This window comes from Catenovulum maritimum, from assembly GCF_001050375.1.
Classification (GTDB): domain Bacteria; phylum Pseudomonadota; class Gammaproteobacteria; order Enterobacterales; family Alteromonadaceae; genus Catenovulum; species Catenovulum maritimum.
In genome coordinates, this window is the sequence record NZ_KQ130484.1 from 112,850 (window position 1) to 136,265 (window position 23,416).

15 protein-coding genes are annotated in these 23,416 nt (G+C 37.9%); 7 read left to right on the plus strand and 8 right to left on the minus strand.

Annotated features, from left to right (window positions below):
• Positions 1 to 23 precede the first annotated feature (23 nt).
• Together XM47_RS04675 and XM47_RS04680 are read right to left on the minus strand one after the other, a co-directional pair.
• A complete protein-coding gene (locus XM47_RS04675) occupies positions 24 to 1,055 on the minus strand; it encodes a Gfo/Idh/MocA family protein (RefSeq protein ID WP_048690292.1) in 1,032 nt (343 codons plus the stop codon).
• A 219-nt stretch (positions 1,056 to 1,274) separates the two neighbouring features.
• Positions 1,275 to 1,952: a GntR family transcriptional regulator gene (locus XM47_RS04680; RefSeq protein ID WP_048690530.1), complete on the minus strand. Its 678-nt coding sequence runs from the start codon at positions 1,950 to 1,952 to the stop codon at positions 1,275 to 1,277.
• A gap of 372 nt (positions 1,953 to 2,324) precedes the next feature.
• Between XM47_RS04680 and XM47_RS19085 the strand changes: the two genes are divergently transcribed.
• The 3 genes from XM47_RS19085 to prsT all read left to right on the plus strand — a co-directional run bounded on the left by XM47_RS19085 (position 2,325) and on the right by prsT (position 5,645).
• The gene (locus tag XM47_RS19085; protein ID WP_154665743.1) at positions 2,325 to 2,489 is read left to right on the plus strand and encodes a class II aldolase/adducin head domain-containing protein; all 165 of its coding nucleotides are present in this window, start codon (positions 2,325 to 2,327) and stop codon (positions 2,487 to 2,489) included.
• Positions 2,490 to 2,500: 11 nt separating this feature from the next.
• On the plus strand, positions 2,501 to 2,785 hold the full coding sequence (locus tag XM47_RS04685; protein WP_048690293.1) for a putative quinol monooxygenase: 285 nt from the start codon (positions 2,501 to 2,503) through the stop codon (positions 2,783 to 2,785).
• Between the two features lie 88 nt (positions 2,786 to 2,873).
• Complete coding sequence (gene prsT, locus XM47_RS04690; protein WP_048690296.1) at positions 2,874 to 5,645, plus strand: XrtA/PEP-CTERM system TPR-repeat protein PrsT; 2,772 nt, start codon at positions 2,874 to 2,876, stop codon at positions 5,643 to 5,645.
• A 154-nt stretch (positions 5,646 to 5,799) separates the two neighbouring features.
• On the opposite strand, the gene XM47_RS04695 is transcribed toward prsT, so the two are convergent.
• A complete protein-coding gene (locus XM47_RS04695) occupies positions 5,800 to 6,612 on the minus strand; it encodes a hypothetical protein (protein ID WP_048690297.1) in 813 nt (270 codons plus the stop codon).
• A gap of 255 nt (positions 6,613 to 6,867) precedes the next feature.
• Here XM47_RS04695 and XM47_RS04700 point away from each other — a divergent pair, with 255 nt between their 5' ends.
• From XM47_RS04700 to XM47_RS04715, 4 genes are all read left to right on the plus strand, one after another.
• Positions 6,868 to 7,674, plus strand: a complete 807-nt coding sequence (locus tag XM47_RS04700) for an NAD(P)H-binding protein (protein ID WP_048690299.1) — start codon at positions 6,868 to 6,870, stop codon at positions 7,672 to 7,674.
• A 44-nt stretch (positions 7,675 to 7,718) separates the two neighbouring features.
• Positions 7,719 to 8,231, plus strand: coding sequence for a hypothetical protein (locus XM47_RS04705; protein ID WP_048690301.1), 513 nt, complete (start codon positions 7,719 to 7,721; stop codon positions 8,229 to 8,231).
• Between the two features lie 206 nt (positions 8,232 to 8,437).
• Positions 8,438 to 15,331, plus strand: coding sequence for a glycoside hydrolase family 30 protein (locus tag XM47_RS04710; protein ID WP_048690303.1), 6,894 nt, complete (start codon positions 8,438 to 8,440; stop codon positions 15,329 to 15,331).
• A 186-nt stretch (positions 15,332 to 15,517) separates the two neighbouring features.
• Positions 15,518 to 16,246: a glutathione peroxidase gene (locus tag XM47_RS04715; protein ID WP_048690304.1), complete on the plus strand. Its 729-nt coding sequence runs from the start codon at positions 15,518 to 15,520 to the stop codon at positions 16,244 to 16,246.
• On the opposite strand, the gene XM47_RS04720 is transcribed toward XM47_RS04715, so the two are convergent.
• The 5 genes from XM47_RS04720 to mutS all read right to left on the minus strand — a co-directional run bounded on the left by XM47_RS04720 (position 16,243) and on the right by mutS (position 23,413).
• Entirely contained in the window at positions 16,243 to 17,730 is a 1,488-nt protein-coding gene (locus XM47_RS04720; protein WP_048690306.1) for a sensor domain-containing diguanylate cyclase, read from the minus strand. The genes XM47_RS04715 and XM47_RS04720 overlap by 4 nt on opposite strands.
• 248 nt (positions 17,731 to 17,978) lie before the next feature.
• Positions 17,979 to 18,836 (minus strand): bifunctional methylenetetrahydrofolate dehydrogenase/methenyltetrahydrofolate cyclohydrolase FolD, encoded by an 858-nt coding sequence (folD, locus tag XM47_RS04725; protein WP_048690308.1) that lies wholly within the window; start codon positions 18,834 to 18,836, stop codon positions 17,979 to 17,981.
• Positions 18,837 to 19,005: 169 nt separating this feature from the next.
• A complete protein-coding gene (locus XM47_RS04730) occupies positions 19,006 to 20,235 on the minus strand; it encodes a permease (protein WP_048690310.1) in 1,230 nt (409 codons plus the stop codon).
• A 1-nt stretch (position 20,236) separates the two neighbouring features.
• Entirely contained in the window at positions 20,237 to 20,647 is a 411-nt protein-coding gene (locus XM47_RS04735) for a MerR family transcriptional regulator (RefSeq protein ID WP_048690312.1), read from the minus strand.
• 135 nt (positions 20,648 to 20,782) lie between these two features.
• On the minus strand, positions 20,783 to 23,413 hold the full coding sequence (mutS, locus tag XM47_RS04740) for a DNA mismatch repair protein MutS (protein WP_048690314.1): 2,631 nt from the start codon (positions 23,411 to 23,413) through the stop codon (positions 20,783 to 20,785).
• Positions 23,414 to 23,416: the final 3 nt, after the last annotated feature.

A 23,416-nucleotide genomic window follows, 5' to 3' on the forward strand; every position in this document is an offset into this window, starting at 1 on the left:
CAACTTTATTTTGATAGGGATATTCACACAGTTATGACACGTTTATCTTTACTCGATTTATAGACTGCATCTTCAATTTTGATATTCTTTAGGTACTCAAAGCCGTTATTTTCCAATTTAGTCCCATTTATAAAGTGCTGACAAATGTGCTCTATGGTTAGGTAAACACAGTCACCACCAAAGCCAATATCTTGCCAAGCGTAATCAATTTGTTTTTCTTCTATTTGCTGGAATTCTCTGTGCCAAATTCTGGCTTCGCCATCTAAACGTAAACAGCCTTTAGTACCTTCAATCCACATTTCACCCATAGTTCGTCTATGGTTGCTCGCCGCGTGATCTAAACATCGGTTGCCATCAAATAAACCGCTCATACCCTTTTTAAACGCAAAGCTGATTAAAGCAGAGTCTTCGCCGTTAATGACAGGATTACACTGACGTAATTGAGCGCTTACTTCTGAGATTTCGCCAAACAGATATCTAAATACATCAATAATGTGAATTGCCGTTTCATGAACTAAAAATTTAGGCATTTTTTGAAAATAAGGTTGGCGTTCTAAGTAGGCTTCTTTACCTTGCCCATCACCCGGACGAAATTTAAAACTGGTATTTAACACGTCACCAATCAAGTTTTGACTAAGTAGTTCTTTTAATTTTCTATGCCAAGGCATAAATCTGAAATTTTCGTGAATGACTAAGGTTTGATTTTTCTGTTTAGCTAAATCCACCATATTTTTAGCTTGTTTATAATTTTCGCAAAAAGGTTTCTGGCAGATTATATTTGCATCTAACTCTAGTGCCTGTTTAATCAAGGTTTGGTGACTTTGAGGTGGGGTAATAATATCGATTAAATCGACTTGAATAAAATCAAGTTCTTTTAATGAACTAAACGCAAAGGGGATCCTAAATTCGGCAGCTGTTTTTTCTGCTTTCGCTATGTCTTTATCGATAACAGCGACAAGTTCAATTGGTAAAGTTTTGCTCAGTTTTTGCCAAGCTTGGTAATGAAATTGAGCAAAATATCCTGTGCCAATACAAGCTACTTTTAATGGCGTCATGCGTTATTATTCCTAGAATTTTTTGAGTGGTTGAGTACATTTTTGGCTATTTTGTTAAACCAGGGGAATTGCTGAGTACAACAATCACGATAATAGACAATAAGATAACCGAAACTTGCTTTGAAAGCATAGGGAATAAATCCGCTTCTGTCCTCACTCATCCTTTTTGAAAAACAGCTATATTCAGTTAAGATTGATTTAATGAGCAGAAATAATAGATTAGAGCTGCACGAATCTATACTTATCAAGTAGTTTTAATAAGTTTTCTTTACCCTCTATTCGGTGATTTCTGTGGATGCTTGCTGCTAGTTCAGAGTTACCTGCTTTTATCGCATTGACTAAATCTATATGATCTTGGGTTGAACCAGTTGGCTTGTCACGCAGATGTAAGGTGAAGTATCTAACTCTATGAGCTTGTCCCCAAAACTGTAGGACAACTTGTTTTAATCTTTGGTTACCTGACAGCTCTACTAATGCTAAATGGAAAGCCTCATCCGCTTCAGCCCAAGCTTCGAGATCGTTTTTAGCGAGTGCTTTTTCCATGGCCGTCGTTGGTGTGACTAATTTTTTTAAATCAGCTGCTTTGAGGTTTTGTGTCGCTAACTTTCTCGCTGCTTCAGATTCAAGGGCTGTAAGTATTTCGTATATTTCCGCCATGTCTTCAAGTGAAATAGGTTTAACTCTAATTCCATGACGAGGTTTAATTTCTATTAAACCTTCTTTTTCTAACCTAACGCAGGCTTCCCTCACAGGCGTTCGGCTTATTGCTAGCGTCTCGACTAGAGTCTTCTCTAATATTTGCTCTCCAGCTCTATAGCTATTATTGAGAATTTGTTCCCGAATTACTTGATAAGCTTTTTCAGCAAGTGGGATATTCGTTGTTATCGTTTTAGTCATTAATAGCTCTAAGAGTCCGTACGTTAATGTATACATTGGTTTATTGCCAGTCTATACTGAGTTTTATTGAATTTCCAACTTAATTTTAAAGCGACAAAATAATCCCCTTCAAGGGGCCTCTTGGATGCTAGCTATTTATTACAGACACTAGAAGTGGGACTTAATTGCATTATAATCAGGCAATTTGAATGGGTATCTCAGTGCAGCACTTGCCGTATGGTTTTATATTCCTTCCTGAACTGGTTAAGAATAAAGCAAGTCTGCTTGAAGCTCTAATTATGACGACTAGTTATAGTGTTTTTCTATCCAGCGATAGCTAAATTACGGCTATAAGAGCTGCTAGAAGCATGAGTACGCCAAGTGTGCAGTTTAATGGCTAATCATGGTCCGATAGTTGCTGGTAAATATTTAATAACAACCATGTATAATATGGAAGCGTTAGCAGAAAGTGCCAAGTTAATGATGTTATTAGACGGTAAGAATACGAATCCGTTAAGTGAATTAGACTGGCAAGAATTATTATCACGATTTGGATAAGGTTTATATATATGTATGTAGTAACGGTTGAATTTGTTATAAAGCCGAGTCATTTAGTTGCGTTTTTAGATGCTATCTTGGAAAACGCTGAGTCGTCTCTAAAAGAAGAACCTGATTGTGTCCACTTTGATGTTTGCCAAAGCCATGAACAACCTACCCATTTCTTTTTATATGAGTTGTACAATAGCGAAATGGCTTTCCAAGAACATTTAGAAAGTAAGCATTACCTCGAATTTATTCAAACAGTGGGTGATTGGGTTGAATCAAAAGAAGTGAAAGTTTGGCAGCGCTGCTAAATTTTCACCTAAATCTAGCTTTTTAATGAAATCGATTAATTTCACTGTATTATGTAGCTAATTTATATTTATAACTTATTTGCTATTTATGTTTAATAAACGACCTCTGGCTATTGCTTTAAGTGCGACTCTATTTGCAGCAGTGGCAATAGCTGAAACTTCATCAGAATATTACGAAAATGCCCTTCAATTTCATCACAAAGGTGAAAGCAAAGCCGCGGTTATCGAACTTAAAAACGCATTGCAGCAGGATTATAATAATGTCTCTGCCCGAATCTTGTTAGGAAAAATATATTTAGCTAATGGTGAAGCGGAAGCAGCTGTGAAAGAGTTTAGTTTGGTTAAAGCTTCTAGGGTTGATTTAAGTTTATTTGCGATTGAGTATGGTAACGCTTTGCTATCTGTCGCAGATTACACGAGAATAATTAAAGAGATTAAACCAACTCGACAGGATGAACAGCTGGACGCAAGTATCTATGTATTAAGAGGGAATGCCTACCAGAAATTAGGTAAAAAAACGCTTTCTAAAGATGCATTTGAACAAGCTAAAAAGTTGGTTCCCTTTCATGAAGGCGCTATTTTAAGTGAGATTAGCTTACTTATGGACATGCAGCAATTTGATAAGGCTCAATCTGAATTAGAAGCTATATTGCTAGATTCTCCAAACAATGCTCAAGCATGGTTTTTATTAGCTGAAATATCTAAAATAAAGGGTGATCTAAAAGTAGCAATTGCCAAATATATTAAAGCAATTCAACTCAATCCCAAACACCAAATAGCAAGACATACTTTGATTGAGATTTATTTACAACAATCAGAACTAAATTTAGCTTTCGAACAAGTTAATCAATTGAAGCAGATCTGGCCGAACGACCCTTTAAATGATTATTATCAAGCAATATTACTTTTAAGACAAAATAAAAATGCTGAAGCGCATAGTATATTGGCTGAATTAAGTGACAAAATATCAGCTTTGGACTCAAAGCAAGTTGCTTTAAATCACCAACTCAGCATGATAAATGCAATTAGTTACTTTTTACTCGGCCAGTCAGAAAATGCAAGAAGTTATATAAACCAATTGTTGCTTAAAAATCCATATAGCCTTGATTTAGCGTTAATGATGGCTCAAATCGAGTTAGATGACGGCGATTATTATGCGGCTCAATCATTGTTAGATAAATGGCAAGCCAATCAAGTGAAGAATATTCGATACTATCAGGTAATGGGGAGTGCATTAGCTAAACAGAAACAATACCTTCGAGCTGAAACTATACTTAATCGAGGCCTTTCGCTATACCCTAACGATGTAGTTTTAAATCGTTTACTTGCTGTTACTTATGCTCATCAAGGGAAACAGGAGCAAGCTATTCAGAAGCTAAAAAAACTTCAATCGGCAGGCGGAGTTGAGTTACTTCTGGGTTATATTTATTTAGAAGAAGGAATGAAGCAAGAAGCTTTGGCTTTAGCAAGACGCTTAATTGATACTAACCAAGAGGTTAGCGTTTCTGTAAAAAATTTTTACGCAGCGTGTCTAATGAGCAACTCTTTTATCCAAGAAGCTAAAAGAGAATTTGAGCAAATTTTACAGAAAGAGCCTGGTTACAAACCAGCAGCTATCAACCTAGCCCGAATCTATGTGTTAACCAAAGATACGAACTCAGCAAAAGAATTGTTAGAGACTTTAATTGAGTTGAATGGGTTTGACTATTCAGCCAATGAACTCTTAGTTGAAATTCATTTGAACGAAGGTTCTTATTTTAAAGCGAATCAAAGACTGGAAGAGGCATTAACAAAGTCTTCTGGTGACGATATTTCGATTTTAAAACGTCTAATAAATACGAATTTAATCTCGAATAATTTTGATGCTGTTGAAAAGTACACAGAACTTTTAAATGAGAAGTCACCTCTAAACGCTTTCGTCATCGAAGCTAGAATTAAAATTGATATAGATTCTGGTAACTTAAACTCGGCTAGAAGAGGGGCTGGAGTGTTGTATGGTTTAAGCTTAAATAACCCTGAAAAGTTATCTAGAGTATTAGAGTATCAAGTTTTTATTGAGGATTTAGAAGGGGCAGAGAAAACTCTAAATCGATTGGTTTTTTTAAAGGCAGAACCAGCACAATATGCTGATTCGCAGATACAGTACTTGTTGCGTAAAGCGGGTAGTCGAGCAGCATTGAAAGAGTTACATAAAAAAGGAAACTTGCTAACTGATATGCACAGGCTGGAATTGGAGAAAAGTATTAACTTACACTCCGGAAACTTTTCAACCGCATTGAGTTTAGTGGAATCTCAAATAAAGAAAAAGAATACAGATCTATTATCGAAACAAAAGATAAGCTTATTAAGAAAGTTAGGGCAATATAACCAAGCGTTAGATTATGTTACTGCTATTATACAAAATAACCCTAAAAAGATGGATTACCAGAGTATAAAGGCCGATATCTTATTGGAAATAGGAAGAAATAAAGATGCTGTTTCTATTCTTCAGCGCCTACTTGTCAATGATCCTACGAACCCAAGATTGTTGAATAATCTTGCTTCTTCATTGGCTGAAATAGATCCGAACCAAGCTCTGGTGTATATTGAAAGAGCTAAATTATCCAATGAGTCTGCAATATTGTTAGACACATTTGGCTGGGTACTTGCTAATCTAGGTAAGTATGAGGATGCTCTTATTCAACTGAGAGCTGCTTATTTAAAGGCTCCAAGGCAAGCTGATGTTAATTATCATCTAGCATTTGTGCTCAATAAATTAAATCGTGTAAATGAGGCAAAAAGTTATTTAAGTAAAGCTAGTCAGTACAACCCTTCAGAAGGTTTAAAGACTAAAATTTCAGCATTGGCTGGAAGCATCTAGTTGTTTAATGTTTTTGAAACAAATCTTGTATAAGGTTTGATAATGAGCAAAATTAATATATGTAAATTATCAAGCAAGTGTATAACCTAGAGTTCAAAACAAAAAAACCGATGAGTACATCGGTTTTTATTTACAAAATAACTTTACAAAGATATTAGATGAGAGACTTTCGTCTATAAGCGATTAAGCCTAAGCCCATAATTAATACTAAAATAGTATGAGGCTCAGAAACTTGAGTCGCAATCTTACTTAGTTTTAGATCACTAAAAGCACCTGAACCACCTAAATAAATTGCAATTCTATTTGCAGCGTATTGGGTTAAGTCAATTGCACCCCAGTTATTATTCCCCATTTCTGGAACTGTAAATACTTTACTTGTATTGGCGTCATCATTGTAAGCAGTAATGAAAGTCGGCTTCTCTTCAATATCAAAGAAATTGATTGACTCTAGAGTAACTAAGCTATTAAATGCAATAAATACTTGGCCTCCAGGTTGACTACCTTCATCATCGACGTCTGTACAATATTCTGAGCCACATGTTCCTGTGCTACCGTCTTCTTGAATGATTAGGATATTATCTCTTTCGCCACTAGCATTGTACTGGTTAGCAGAACCAGTTTGATAGTGATTAAACGCTGCTTTTAAATCGCTGTCGTGAGAGGTTGCTTCACCAGCTATATCTGCCCCAGTGTTGAAAGCAACCGCTATATCATCATCGCTATTTGGATTTTCTACAGTTATTGTAGCACCAACGCCCACATTAACTACTTGGCCAGATACTTCATCAAAAACATAACCTGATGAGTACTCGTCATCAATAATTTGTCCTGATTTAATATATTGTTCATTGCCTGAGTTATCGTAGTATTTGTCGAAATCCATAGTCCATTCCCAAGCAGAAGCTTGGAAACTCAAGCCCAAAATTGCAGAAGCAAGAAAGCTTTTTGAAATTTTCTTAAGCATCATTATTCTCTTCCTAAAATTTCCTGATTGCACTAAGGCTCAGGATATCTAATTAAAATTTTTTCTAATTAACAATAAGCAAAAAACGATCCATTTTTAATTTTGTCTTTAAAATCAAATTATTGCTTCATTTCTTTGCTTGTTGAATTCTCTGGTGTTAAGGATCCTGACACTTAGCTATGGTTTAGTTGCTAAGGAAAGCCAGTTCTGTAAACTGCAATTAGATTTAAAAAGCTAATTATATCAATAGAGGTATGAATGAGAAAAGTATCATTATTAGGTGCAGGTTGGTTGGGGCTAGCATTAGCAACTCAGCTTAAACGAGAGTTTTACACTGTGAGTGTTAGTAAAACGTCTCAATTAGGGGTTAATAATTGTAAAAATATGGGGTTATCTACATATTTGCTTGACCTAGATGCATTGAACGATGATGAGCGAGTTAATGATTTTTTTCACTGTGATATTCTCATTGTTACCATCCCACCTCAATTTCGGCAGCAGAAAGGCCATTTATATTTAACTCGATGGCAAAAAATAATCAAAATAGCGAATTTATTAGGTGTAAAAAAACTTGTCATGACAAGCTCTACTGCTGTTTACCCCGAGCATATTTCAGTTGCCTATGAAGGTGATGCCAGCCGACATAATGATAAAGCTGAAATTTTATTGGATGCTGAGGAGCACCTGAGAAAAGAATTTAAAGGTGATTGGTTAATTTGTCGTTTAGGGGGCTTGTTTAATGAAGAGCGTCATCCTAGTCGTTTTATCGCTAAGATGAAAAGTGTCAGTAAATCTGCGCCCGCAAATATGCTGCATCAAACGGATGCGGTTGAGGCAATTCAGCATTTAATAAGCTTTGAAAGCAAAGATAGCTGGAATCAAATTTATAATATTGTTAGTCCTCAGCGGATAACTAAATTAGATTTCTATCAAGCTGCGGCAAATACTAAAAATATGGTGTTTAACAACACAATAAGCGATCTTACAGGTAAGCAGGTCAAATCTGACAAATTAATTGCGGCTGGGTATTCATTTGTTTTTAATTGTGCTGCGGATGCTTTATAGTTTGTTTTTGATAAAAAGGTTGTGGACCTTATTTAAGGAATTCGATGAAATTAATTAAATCATTCGTGTGCACTGTTACTTGCTTAGTCTTACTTTCTTGCGCTTCGAAAAAGCCAGGTGAAGTTATTTGGGTAACAGAGCAATTCGTAAAAGTAAGTGTGAGTGATGGTGTAAATAGTTTGTTTGAAGACGAGTATCCTTGTACTGGTGAATATAAATTAAGGTATGGTTCGGAATTAACGGATTCATCTAAAGCCTATCAAAACTATTTTGCTAAGTTTGTTTCGGGTTCAATCAATATTTCCGCTCACCTAGATAACAAGCAGCAGTGTTTTGCTCGCATTAATGCTAATGCTGAGTTATTTGAAAGCGTGACAAAAACTAGCATAGTGAATGGCGCGCCAAGTTATCAGGGAAATTATATTCAGTCTTATGCTATGACGCCTATTTCGCTTGAACCGGAACAACAAAAGCGCAGTAACATGCTCGCTTCTTCTTTTATTGTTTTTGCGTCTGTCATTGAAAAAGAAGTCGAAAAAGTCGTTGTTAGAGAGTAAGCGAAGCTTTAATGTCTGAATAGGCTATTTTATTAACCATGCAGAAGGTTATGGATAGCCAGCTCGGCTTTAGTCTAAATTTTGCTTTATCTGCTCTATTCCCACGGCAGTAAACAAAGATAAACGGATCCTAAGTCAATTTTGGCACTAAGCTTGACTAGAATAAAACTAATCATTGCATTTTTTCGTTTTAGTTGGAGTTTCGTGTGGTTCGACTCTTTGCTCTCTTTATTATTCTCTTTAGCCTAGCGGCCTGTGGTGGTGGCGATAGTACTGCTAATACCGGAGAACCTAGTGATCCTGATACTGGCAAGATCACGCCGGTATTAAACTCTAATTTAAATTTTGATGGCAATTTATTGCCTGATATCTGTCAGTTCGAACAAAACCAGCTGTTTAATTTTTCAGAATGTAGCTTAGAATTTTCTATTTCACTGACTCAAGGCAGTGTACAAGACGCGAGTTTTGTTGGACAATTTTCGACTAATTCGGGTAATACTTGGCAGAACCTAACGACAACAGCAGCGCAAACTTTTACGCTAGATATTAGCAGTATTGAGCTAGATTCGGTTGCGGTTAGAGCAAGTATGATTTTTGAGGGGCAGGCTAGTTTCACCGATAGCTTAGAGTTTAGTCTTAAGAATTATGAACTGAACATGCTGAACCCTGGCGATTTCGCGCAAGATCAAGCTTTGTATATTTCTGATTCGGGTTTAGGCATTAGCTTGCCTAGTTGTAGTAATAATTTAGGCTTATCTAATCTAGTTAAGATTTACAAAAATGGCTTACTGTTATCAGAGCAAAATTCAGGTGCTGTCGTTAATATTATTAATAATGGCATTTATAAAGAAGGCGATATTTTATCTGCGAGTTGTAAAGGGGTAAATAATCAAAATAATCTAAGTGCACCGGGCAATATTAAAGTTACCTTTAACCCTAACACCTCAGCTAATTTAGCGCCTATTGCTGTATTTAATAATTTACCGACAGGTACTTTGTATCACTTATCTAAAATACGTGATTTTCAGCTTATCTCATTTTGTGTCACAGCAATCGATCCAGAAAAAGAAGCTTTAACTTACCAATTTAGTGCCGAGATCGCGGGGGTAAGCACTCCAATAGCTTCTCAATTAAATTGTGCGGAGTTAGATACAAGTAATTTGGGTAACCAAACGGTTACCTTGATTGCCGATGTTTCTGATGGCGAAAATACAGTCCGCGCTAGGCGAGAGCTTGGCATGATTCATCAAGATAATTTGTCAGTTGCTCAAGCAGAAAATTCAACTTGTATTATTGGTAGTGGTGAGCAAAATATTAGTATTTCAGTTGCTCGAGATACAGAATTTGATAGCTATCAAGTTAGTGCAATCAATACAGCTGATTTATCTGTACTAAAAGAGTTTGGACAAGTCACAACGGCTAACTTGAGTTTGCCATGCGACCAAATAGGCCAACTCAATTATAAGCTAGTCACGACAAGTAGGACACAAACGATTGAGAGTATTAGCTATAGCCATTCGGTCACTGAAATACCCAATCAAGCTCCAAGTATTGAACTGACAATAGCGCAAACACCTTTAGCTAATTTGAGGTATAGAGATAATATTGTTTTAGACATTTGCGCAAATGCACAAGATGTTGATGGAGATCAGCCAGAATTTGTAACTCAAGCTGATTGGCTTGCAGGTGCAGCTCCGGCTTATTATGTTGAATATCAGTGGGATAATAACACTAAAGAGTTTTTAACCTTTACCAATGATTGCGCGCAAATTGACACTAAAGGGCGTGGCGGACAGCAGCTAAGGCTATATTCAGATGTTCGTGACGTATTTACCAATGTCAGTCAGGTAACGGATCTAGGCTTTATACATGCAGATACAATTCAATTTGCGACTACGCTTGATGGCAACTGTACCGAAGGCGATCCTGCGTTAACTTATACTGTTTCTATTAGTCCAGATACAGAAGGAGATGAGCACTATATTCAGGTACTGGATGCGACCACAAACCAGTTGATTGCGGGTGGTGATCTAGGCTCTGTGACTACAGCTAATTTTAACCTTGCCTGCGACCAAATTGGTCAAACTCAATTTAGGCTTAAAAATGAAAGTCGTGGTTTGACTGTATTTTCTAGAAGCTTTAATCACAATGTCACGCCTGCACCTAATTTACCTCCCAAAGTAGAGTACAGTTTAACTGGGACTCAAATTAATTTAACTGATGGTGACTTCCCATTATTTAGAGATAAGCAATTACTTGAGATTTGTTTTACGGTATCCGATCCTGAAGGCGAAGCTGTTAATTTAACGGGGCGTTATCAATTTGAACAACAAAGTCCTGTAGATTTTGTTTTAGATTCTAATTTATGTAGCCAAATTGATTTGGTTAATAAAGGCAACCAAGGCTTATCTATTGATATGCAGGCATCCGATGGTGAAACCACTCAAGCTTTGGTGCAAAAAATTGCAGATATAGACCAAGATCAAATCCAAATCGCTCAAACTAGCTCGAATCAATGTTTACAAGGGAGTGGCAGTTTAGAGTATTTAGTCACAACCGCAGATGATCCTGAAGGTGATGACAGTGATTTAACCGTCGTTTTCATTAATAGTTTAACCCCAGAGCGAAGTTTAGGCCTAACTTCTGGTCAATCCGCATTTAGTTTATCTTGTCAAAATTTAGGTTCTGAAAGCTTTTATATAAAAAACGAAAGTAGAGGTTTAACGACATTTTCACTTGTGTATCAGCACCAAGTTGTCGCACCAGATAATAACCCTCCCACTGTGAGTTTTGAGTTAACCGATCCAGTTAGATACACAGATTTGATTCGTGATAATCAAAGTTTTAATGTCTGTTTAACCGCGAGTGATTTAGATGGGGATAACTTATCTTCTAGTATTGAAATTCAATTCGATAATGAAGCAACTCAAACACTTGCATTAAATAATAGTTGTGGGGTTATCAATACGGATAATCAAGGCGGGAAAATATTAACTGTCACAGCGACGACGTCAGATGGAGAAGACACGGCAACAGCAACAGGTACCTATAGCATTCATCAAGATACAGTGCAGCTCGCATATAGTCAAAATCAAAATTGTCGAATTGGCGATGCCGACAGGACTTACGATATTAGTGTTGCCGCTGATATCGAAGGCGATATAAATCAGCTTGAAGTTTACAATGTCGCAACGAACGCTCTGATACGAAGTTTTGCCGCAGGCCAAACTCAAGGCAGTTTTTCTTTACCTTGTAATACCAATGGTCGAACCGAATTTGTGGTGAGGAATACCGCAAGAGGTATTTCGACTCAATCTCTAATTTATGCCCATGTGGTTGCCAACGAAAATAATACAAGGCCAACCATCACGCTTGCAGTTAATAATACACCAGAGAGATTCAACGGCTTATTGAGAGATGAGCAAAGCGTTGAAATTTGTGCAACGGTTAATGATGCAGATGGTGAAGACTTAGTGACTCAGCTTTTTTACCGATTCGATAATCAAGCTCTGCAAACTCTAACCTTAACTAATTTATGTGGCACGATAGATTTAACTGGTCAAGGTTCGCATAGTTTAGTGGTTCAAGGTTTTACCACAGATGGCACCGCAACGGGGGCTGATACACTCGATTTAGGCTTTATTCATGAAGATACAATCCAAACTGCTATTAGCGGTAGTGGCAGTTGTAGAGCCGGCGACAGCGAAAGTGTTTTCTCGGTCAATGTCGCAGCCGATGCTGAAGGGGATATTTATAGCATTGATGCAGTAGATGCTATCACTTCTGAAGTTTTAGCATCTATGGGACAAATCACAGTAGGAACTTTTAGTTTATCTTGTGGTTCCGTTAAAGCTGTCGATTTTGTGATTAGAACGACGAGTCGAAACTTAGTGCAAAACTCATTAGTTTACAGTCATGTTGTTGCTGATACACTAAATTCGAAACCCGTTTTAACGATAAATACCTTCGATATTGAACAATATGACAATCAAGTGAGAGATGGGCAAGATTTACAAGTCTGCTTATCAGGCACAGATTCAGACGGCGATGCATTAACTTACCGAGCTGCCTATCAATTTTCATCCTCTGGTTTTAAAACACTCGATTTGGCGACGAATGCTTGCGGACTTATTAGCACGTCTGGTAAGGGCGAGCAAAGCCTAATTATTCAAGGATTTGTTGATGACGGTTTTGTTGAATCTACTCAAATTCTGGATTTAGGGGAGATTCATCTTGATACATTAGCGACGCCTGAGACTGTTTCTGGCAGCTGCGCCTTGGGTGAACAATCTATTATTTATACTATAGAGCTTGAGCAAGATGCTGAGGCCGATAACAGAAGTATCACAGTTGCTAATGCATCGGGTAGTTTAATTGCTCAACTGGAAGAAGGGGATGCATTCGAGTTTAGTATGCCATGTAATCAAGTTGGGCAAACTGAATTTAACCTAACCGCAACTAGCAGAGAGCTAGTTAGAGTGTCTGAAACTTATACCCACACAATCAACCCCAGCTTAGTCAATACCGCTAGAGTTTGGTTAACTACAGCAGACAAAAATGCTTTATTGGCAGAGCAAGAAGAATCTGAACTGAGAGTTGGTTTAGGCACGGCAACAAATCAAATCGACATTAGCGATACCAATACTTATCAAGAAATAAAAGGCTTTGGTGCTGCGCTAACTGACAGTGCTGCAAGCTTAATTAATGCGTCAGCAAGTCAAGAGCAAATCTTGACTCAATTGTTTGATCAGGAAACTGGGATTGGGCTGAAATACTTGCGCCTACCTGTTGCAGGATTAGGTGAATTTGTTGCGCGAGCGGCAACCAGTTACAACGACAGACCAGAACCTTTAACCGATCCGACCTTAGACTTGTTTTCGATAGACAATGATCTCGATTATTTGATACCTAGCATTAAAGCGATTCAAAATATTCAACCAGATATACATTTAAACTCGGTTTCTTGGAGTGCGCCAGCTTGGATGAAGGATAATAAATCATTAAACGGAGGCAGCTTAGAAATAGGCTCTTACCCTGTTTACGCAGATTATTTGGCTCGATATTTTTCTGCTTATGCAGATCAGGGTATTAATATCACTAGCTTTAGTTTTCAAAACCAACCTCATTTAGAAAGCGATTTTCCATCAATGCTCTGGCAAAACGATGATTATGCTTTGTTTTTTACTGATTTCTTATTTCCTGCTTTAAGCCAGAATTCGGTTTCTACTGAACTATGGCTATGGGATGGTAATTTTACAGATTTTGACAGCCAATTAGATGAAGATATTGCTAAAGCGGGTTTAAGCTATTTAGCAAGAGATTTTATATTTGGCCGGAGCCGAGGTTTTGCGTTTCAATGCTATCAAGCCGACAATGGCGCGCTTGATTACACTAAAGCTTTTAGCGCTATGCTAGCGAACGATGAGCGTTTTAAAGACGTTTATCTTACCTCTTGCCGCAATCAAAACGATGGACGTAGTTTTGGCGAATACTTAACTGACACTAGTGCTGATATTATCATGCCTAGTTTTATTGGCGGCGCGAGTGCCGTCTTTTTTGATAGCCTAGCTTTAGATGAAAATTTTGGCCCGCATCAAGGTGGCTGCTCTGATTGTCGTGGTTTAATGACAATTACCACTGGCGACAGCGTGACTGAAAACGCTGAGTATTACGCAATAGGTCACTTTAGTCAGTTTTTACAAGACAAAGCAGTCCGAATTGATGCAACGAGTTTGCCGAATGTACTCGAAACTTTTGCTTATAAAAATCCAGATAACACTATTGTTGTCGTGATCGCGAATACCAGTAACTTAACCCAAGATTTCGATTTAAATTGGCAGGGGCAGACTGTCTTTTTCCAGTTGGCAGCTAAGTCTATGATGACAGTTGTATGGGATAGTGATAACTCTCCGGTTGTTGATTTACAACAGATTTTTTCCGCTAACTCGTTAACTCAAGATGTCGTTAGTTTAATTGCGCAAATGCGGGATGCTTCTGGTTTGTATCGCGAAAACTACAAAGTATCAGGCATTCAAGATGCCGCTATTACACCTTCCGCGACAGGCTTTGGTTTAATTAGCTTAGCGATTGAGCATCAAATGGAGTGGGCTGATAATATTAACTTAATCCAAGCCTCGTTAGATGCTCTATTAGGTGAGGTAGAGGGTTTTGTGGCAGCACAGAATAGCCAAGGTATATTTGCGAGCCAGATGACAACCGATGGCTCAGCTTTGATTGATGAGTACAGTACGATCGAAACCGCTTACTTAGTTGCTAGCTTGAAATTTGTACAGCAAGCTATGCCAGCTAATGCGGGAGAAATAAATCAAAAAGTAGATGATATTATTGCCTTGGTCGATTTAACCGGATTAGTGTTAAATAGTGATTCTGGCACAGTGACCAGCATTCAAAATGCTGCGGGCGAAAGTATCGAATCACAGGGCCCATATAATCAGCAAATGCTATTGGTGTGGTTGATGAATCAATTAGGTGATATAGATGCGCAAAGTGTATGGCAAAGATATTACGAAACGGGTAAACAATTTAATATCACTTTTTACGATGCGATTAACTTACCTGCAGATGAGTTTGGTGTCGCGATATCGCCAACCATACATCAATTGAATTATTTTTTAATTAATCCAATTTTGACTTCGGCTAATTATCGTTTGTTATATGCTGATCATGCGTTAGCGGAAAAAGCGTACTGGGCTCAGGAGCAAGCCCAGCTCAGTTATATTTGGGGCTTTGGTTATGGCACGGATCAAAACAACACAAGTGAAGCTGCTTTTTATAACTTACAAACGCCTAGAGAATTAGTTGTGCATGCACCTACGATAGCGGGCTTTATACCAGCAAATATGACGGCGCTAGAAGATTTACTCTCTTGGCAAAATGCTGATTTTGGTTTACTTGATACAGGCTTCAATAGTATTGAAATACCTTGGCGACATGCGGTTGATGATACGAGTTGGCGTAGTGAACAAATTGAAATGCTAGGGTTAATGCCTATGTTGCTTGGTTTATCGGCTCATCCAGGCTTGCTAGATATAACTTACTTTAGACAAAACAATAATTTTGATTTTACAGTAGACGAATAAACTTAATCCTTTGTAAAACATTTAGACAATCTATTTTTTATGCCTGCATGGCACACCAAAGCCTGTATATCAGGTTTAATCTAAAAAATAGATTGTCTATATCTAATAGAGCCATTTCTCATCTTGCAAAATTTGGTCAATACTAAACCTAGTTAAATTATTCTATTAATTCCAAAGAGGTTATTTATGTTGCAAGATAAATCTGGTCAGCCGGTTCCAAATGTTGAGTTCCCTGTAATAACTGATGCAGGATTCTCGAAAATTACGACAGACGAAATATTTAAAGATAAGACTGTTATTGTTTTTTCTTTACCAGGTGCTTTTACTCCAACTTGTTCATCAACACACTTACCTAGGTTTAATCAGTTAGCGGGTGTATTCAAACAAAATGGTGTTGATGAAATTGTTTGTATGTCAGTTAATGATACTTTTGTTATGAACGCTTGGGCGAAAGATCAAGAAGCCGAAAATCTAACCTTAATACCTGACGGCAATGGCGAATTTAATGAAAAAATGGGCATGCTAGTTGATAAATCAGATTTAGGATTTGGTAAGCGAAGCTGGCGTTATTCTATGTTAGTTAAAAATGGTGTCATTGATAAAATGTTTATCGAGCCAGAAGTAGAAGGTGACCCGTTTGAGGTTTCTGACGCTGACACTATGCTTAACTACATAAACCCAGAAGCGAGTGCGCCTAAATCCGTTTCTTTGTTTACTAAACCAGGTTGTCCTTTCTGCGCTAAAGCCAAAGCTTTGTTGACAGAGAAAGGTTATCAATACGAGGAAATTTCGTTCAACGATGATATAGGTTTAACTAGCTTAAAAGCCGTTACCGGTAGAGAGACAGTGCCTCAAGTGTTTATTGATGGCAAGCACATAGGTGGTAGCGACGATTTAGAAGCTTACTTTGCTTAACTGATACTTTTAACCGCACTCAACTGATTTGGGTGCGGTATCTCATCGTTATTGGCTGATGATTTTCTTAGCCTTTTGTCTCTGTACATTCTTTGATCGGCCACATTCATTAATTGAGTGATCGTATTTCCATCCTTAGAAAATTCAGCAATGCCAATACTGACACCTAAGTCGATTTGAATCGTTTTATAGTGGGAGATAGCTCCAATCGAGTCTCTAATTCTATCTATTAACGGAGTGATTTCTGCTTGATCAGTCCTGTTTTCAAGAACGATTGTAAATTCATCGCCGCCGAGCCTAGCAACCGTATCTCCTTTTCTGGTTATCTTTAGTAACTCAGCTGAAACTTGCTTTAAAATCTCGTCACCAGCATCGTGACCTATATTATCATTTATGGCTTTAAAGCCATCTAAATCTAGATATAACAGCCATACTTTTCGATCTTTATGACGACTGGCAATATTTAGCGCATGGCTAAAGGCATTAAAAAAATAATTTCGATTCGCAAGTTGAGTGACATTGTCAAAATTTGCTAATTGGTAGAGCTCTTGAGATTGACTCGCTTTTAATTTTTCCACTTTGAGTCTATTAAAAAACATGCCGATAAAGGCAATCATTAAGATTACAAACAAGCCAATAAATAAACCAAATAAGCGATAATCGAATATGCTTGGATCAAGCTGGTAACTAAATTCTACATTTATTTGCTTATCACCTAGGATAAAGTCTCTATGGTAGTTAAAGCTTGGCAGGTTGAATGATAAGAAATGCTTAGACTCGTTATTAGGTTGTTGTTTGGTTAAGAGTAATGAGTCCTCAGTAATTTCTTCACCTAAGTAAATTGCTACATTGGTTGGAAATTTTTTGTACTGGGTTTGGTTGAGTAGTATTTGAGTATCTACAATGATAAATGCAAAAAATATTTCGTCGCTTTGGGTTAAGCCCTCTGATTGTTGCATCATGACAATCACTTGATCGCCTTCAAAATTTTCAAATGGGATACTGAGCGCTGAACGGTTCTCTAATTTTATTGCTTGCTCTATAGCCTCATATATAAAGGGGATGGTTTTTAAATCTAATCCAGTTTGCTCAACTGGAATTTTTTCTCTGGCTGCAACATACACAATAGGTACATACCAAGGCATATCTTTTGGTGCTTTGATTAAGCCTTGGGTTGGATCGAAAATTTTCACCTCAAAATTGGAATTTTGTTCTTGGTATAAGGTTTCCTGCGTATTTAACAGACTGTTTGGAAAAAAGTGAGCAAATTGGATTTGGTAAACTTCAGGGTGTCTTATTAAAATTTTATCTGAATAAACTTTTAATTCTTCAAGCGTAAGCTGCTCTTGAGTATCAAGATAAGCTGTTAAACCATTTAAAATCGCATTCTGCTTCTTCATAGTTGAGGCTGCATGTAAATATTGAGCATTAGCGAACTCAATAAAATCTTGTTTTTTATTTTGAATTGCACTTGTCGCTAGCATGCTGATGCCAATGCAAAACGCAACAATGCAGAGTAAGAGGATACTTGTGTAAATTATAAATAGGTGGCTAAAATCCGTTTTTACTAACTTTTTAATCATGATTACTCTCATCCGTATTTAGGAGTAAATATTAGTGTAGACCTTGTTTGATAGATTGGGTAGTTGAAAGTTTAAAGTTTGATTTAAAACAAATTAATATGTGAATTAGCAGCTTTCAGTGCGATGAAAGCTGCGAATATATTAGCGTTTTAGGCTTTTTCCATATCTTCACAGGCTTGTAAAGTATTGGAGATTAATGTTGCAACTGTCATAGGGCCAACACCACCTGGAACAGGCGTAATAAATGACGCTTTTTCAGCTGCTGTAGCATATTCAACATCACCAACTAATTTACCATTGTCTAATCTATTAATACCCACATCGATCACGATTGCACCTGGTTTAATCCAGTCCCCAGGTATAAAGCCTGGTTTACCGACTGCGACGACGAGCAAATCGGCTCTACGTACATGGCTTTCTAAATCTTTGGTAAATCTATGAGTCACTGTTGTTGTACATCCAGCTAGTAGTAGCTCTAAAGACATAGGGCGACCGACTATGTTTGATGCGCCAACTACAACTGCTTCTAAGCCATGTAAATTTTGCCCAGTACTTTCAATTAAAGTGACTATGCCTTTAGGTGTGCAAGGTCTTAGGGTTGGAATTCTTTGCGCTAAACGGCCAATGTTGTATGGGTGGAAGCCATCGACATCTTTTTCTGGTGCAATTCGCTCAATAACAATCGTGCTGTCTAAGCCTTCAGGCAAAGGAAGTTGCACTAAAATGCCGTCAATTTCTTTATCTGCATTTAGCTTATCGATTAATTCAATGAGCGTTTGTTGATCTGTGTCTGCAGGTAAATCGTAAGATTTGGAAACAAAACCAACTTCTTCACAGGCCTTTCGCTTGCTGCCAACATAGACTTGAGAAGCCGGATCGGCGCCAACAAGTACAACGGCTAAACCAGGTGCTTTTTTACCTGAAGCAGTTCGTTCAGCTACAGCTGATTTAACGGTTTGTCTAATTTCTAAGGCAATTTGCTTGCCATCAATAATTTGTGCTGTCATGCAAGGTTCTCTAAATCTAAACGGGCAATCATCGAAATTAGTTATATTGTCGCATGAAATTTAAGATTATAAAGTGCTAATTTTATAATCTTAAAGTGGATACGAAAATATTTAGCTCGAACTCGGGATGAAACGTTAGCTAATCCCTTGTCTTTAGCTCTAAACACGCCTAAGCATATTGGTTTAATAACCAAGCTAACAATAATATTTGAGGCACAGTTACCAAAGGTAAGAATAGCGCTATTTTCCAGCTTTTCATTGTGTCTTTTATTGCCATTATTTCAGTATAATCAGTTGATGCGCCTGCCATTAAAAAAGTAAAAGCATTACCGGGTGCATTAGCTCTATTGACCAAATCCGCTGCAATTGGGGTTGAGCCTTCAGAGCAAACCTCGATTATGGTTGCAGCCACTAGGGTAAGTAATAAACCAGCAGAACTTGCACCAAACCAAGTTTGAAAAACATCCATAGGGACGAAAGCGCGAATCAAACACACCATGACGACACCAAATAGAATCCAACGGATAACCATAACGGCGCCAGATAACCCATCTAAGATTAAATGATAAATGGATTTTAGGGAGTAATCAGCATTGCGGGTGAGTTGTTTAAATTCGGTTGAGAGTTGATAGTCTTGTGCTATATCTAGCATATTTGGGTTTAAAGGCAATTTACCTTTGGCCTCTAACAAGTCGAAAATAAAGCCAGACAGCCATGCGATTAACATAGAAAAAACAATAAATAGTAAGGTTAATTTTAGCCCAACTAGACCGATTAAAATTAAAGTTAGGGTAAAAGAGTTCCATGGACTCGCAATCAAAAATGCCATTACTTGGCCTAAGCTTGCTCCTCGCTCATATAATTTCATGGCCACCATTAAAATGCCATGATTACACAAATCTAGTAACACACCGGCCAGTGTCGCCCTAAAAATACCTTTTTTAGTATGGCCTTTACCCAGCACGGAAATAATCATTTCGCGAGGAATTCGATTGAGCCAACCAACTAACACAACCCCTAAAATGACACCCCACCACATAGCATTAAACATTTCAAAAGACGTATCTGCCATTGTTATGAGCCAAGTGGGTAGAGTAAATGGACTAATGTCTTGGGTTAAATATATAAGGTAAGTGACACTCACAAATATGGCGCTACCCCATAGCAGCCAATCAATTCTATTTTTATTGTTTGTCGGGCAACAAGAAGCATTATTCTGATTTGTCGCCTCAGCGTCTTGACCACAGCATGAAGTTTTGGCCTTTACGGCAGATGTTTGGCTAGCTTGGCTAACCTCAAATGTAGGATGGCAGCACGATGTTATCTTTTTGGCCGAACTCGTACAGTTAGAAACTGATTCAGTTTCGCTTGTTTGATTGTCTCCGCAGCACTTATTCATTTTATTTCTCCACGAAAGAGTTTTGAATTAAATGACAAATTTGTTCACCGCTTGGTTGGCAATCTGCTTGTTCTTGCCAACTATCTAAGGCTTGTTTCATATGTAAAAAGTCAGCTTGCATTTTTTTCAGCTTAGCTTCAGTTTCGGATAAGCGCTTAGCCATAATTTCTTTAACTTGTGGGCAAGGAGAAAGCCCAGAGTCTGCTTGATTTATAATCTGCTTAATATCGGATAAAGTAAAGCCCAGCGATTTGGCTTGCAAAATAAACCCTAATTTATTTTGTTCTTGTTCCGAAAAAAGTTTATAGCCATTGTGCGGATTTTTACTTGGTTTTAGTAAACCAATTTTGACATAGTATCTAATCGTATCAGGCTTGATTAACCAATAATTTGCTAATTCTGAAACAGTCATGCATGCCCCTTTGTACCAGCTTTATATTGTTATAAACCACTATAAAGCTGGTAGCTACTCACAGGTCAAGCTTTACTTGTGAGCTTATGATAATTTCTTGTAAACATAGCTTAATTTATTTATCTCGAATTAAGGTTATTGACACTCAGTCGCTAATTTTTTTAATTGATATAAATAATCTAACGCTTGTCTTGGGGTTAAACTGTCCGGATCGCAGCTTTGCATTTCTTCAACTAGCGGGTGGTTTGCGCTTAGCCAATCAATTTGAGGTTGTGCTTTTTCTGTATTTATTCCAGCATGTTCTGTTGAGCCAACTGGTACAGAGCCCATTTCTAATTCGGCTAATTTACGTTTGGCTTTATGAATAACAGAAACAGGTACACCTGCTAAAGACGCAACTTGTAAACCAAAAGAACGATTTGCTGCGCCTTCTTGTACTGCATGCATAAAGGTGATGTTGTCGCCATGCTCTAACGCATCTAGATGCACATTAGCCACGTTATTAAATTGCTCAGCCATGCTAGTTAATTCAAAGTAATGGGTAGCAAATAAGGTTTGTGATTTTAGCTGGGAAGCTAGATTTTCAGCACAAGCCCAAGCAAGAGATAAACCATCATAAGTGCTGGTGCCGCGGCCTATTTCATCCATCAAAACCAGGCTTTTTTCGGTGGCGTTATTTAAAATATTTGCCGTTTCTGTCATTTCAACCATAAATGTTGAGCGTCCACTGGCAAGGTCATCAGAAGCGCCAATTCGAGTAAATATACGGTCAACAGGACCAAGTGTGGCACTGTCAGCAGGTACATAGCAGCCAATATAAGCCATAATGGTAATTAATGCGGTTTGGCGCATATAGGTGGATTTACCACCCATATTTGGCCCTGTAATAACCAGCATTTTTCTTTGCTGGTTTAACTCGACTGGGTTTGCAATAAACGGAGCGTCCGTTAAATTTTCAACAACCGGATGACGACCTGCCGAAATATGAATACCAATTTCATTGCTAAACTCAGGCTTGTTATAGCCTAGGGTATCTGCACGTTCAGCAAAGTTATTGAGTACGTCTAGCTGAGATATTTCATCCGCTAGTAATTGAAGTTCTGCAATTTGCGGATCGAATAAATCAAATAAAGCTTCATAAAGTTGTTTTTCTAAAGCGAGTGCTTTGCTTTGTGCGCTCAGAACTTTATCTTCTAATTCTTTTAATTCTGGCGTAATGAATCGTTCTGCATTTTTAAGTGTTTGACGACGAATATATTCAACCGGTGCTTTATCTGATTGTGCTCGGCTTATTTCAATAAAAAAGCCATGTACCTTGTTATAACCTACTTTCAGAGTCGGTATGCCGGTTCGTTCTTTTTCGCGAGCTTCTATTTGATCCAGTATATCGCTTGCGCCTTTACTTAAACGTCTCAGCTCATCTAATTCTGGGCTATAACCTTCTGCCAATACGCCACCATCTCTGACAATCACTGGCGGGTTCTCGACAATGGCTTTTTCAAGGTGCTGCGCTATATCTGAAAATAAATGTAGTTTCTGCTGCATTAAATCAAGCGTAGGTTCGTTAGAACTTAATAAACATTGTTTTAGGCTTGGTAAAATAAATAGGGCATTTCTAAGCCTTGAAAAATCTCTAGGCCGCGCTGAGCGAATGGCAATACGTGAAATAATGCGTTCTATGTCGCCAATTTGTTTGAGTTCTGCTTTTAGCTCAGTATGTAAATCGGTATTCAAAATACTTTCGACTATATCTTGCCTTGCGGTTAGTACCTGGGTATTTAACGTAGGTTGAACTAACCAGCGCTGGAGTAATCGGCTTGCCATAGGCGTTGCCGTTTTGTCTAAAACTGACAATAGTGAATGGCCTTTAACTCCGGATAAAGTTTGGCACAATTCTAAATTTCGGATTGAAATCGCATCTAAAAATAATTTGTCTTCCAATTGAATAGTTTTTAAACCACGTAAATGTGGCACAGCCGCTTTTTGTGTATCTTGGACATATTGTAAAATTGCCCCAGCAGCGGCAATGGCAATATTGTTTGATGCTATGCCATAGCCCATTAAATCTTGGGTATTAAATTGCTTACAAAGTTGGCGTAGCGCTGTGTCGGGTTCAAAGTCCCAATCTGGTCTGTGTTTAATTGCTTTGATGTCACTGATTAAGTTATATGAGGCAAAACTTTCAGGGTAGAGAAGCTCTGCTGGTTGGGTTTGCTGCAAAAACGCCTGTAATGCTTCACTGCTTGCTAGTTCAACGACTTCAAATCGACCTGATGTTATGTCTAAAGTCGCAGCACCAAATTGAGCCGTTTGTTTACCAGAACTCTTGTTAGCAGACGCTTGGCAAACCGCCATTAAAATATTATCGCGCCTTTCTTCTAATAGTGATTCTTCTGTAATGGTTGCTGGGGTTAAAACCCGAACCACTTTTCTTTCTACTGGCCCTTTGCTGGTTGCTGGATCGCCTATTTGTTCACAAATAGCAACGGATTCGCCGAGCTGCACTAATTTCGCTAAATAGGTGTCAACTGCATGGTATGGTACACCAGCCATTGGGATTGGCTTGCCTGCGGTTTTTCCTCTGTGAGTGAGGGAAATATCCACTAACTCAGATGCCTTTTTGGCGTCATCAAAAAACAACTCATAAAAATCGCCCATGCGATAAAATAATAAAATATCTTTATAATCTGACTTTAATCTCAGATATTGCTGCATCATAGGTGTGTGTTGACTTCGTTGTTGTTCTGAATAAATATCTGATGTCATAAA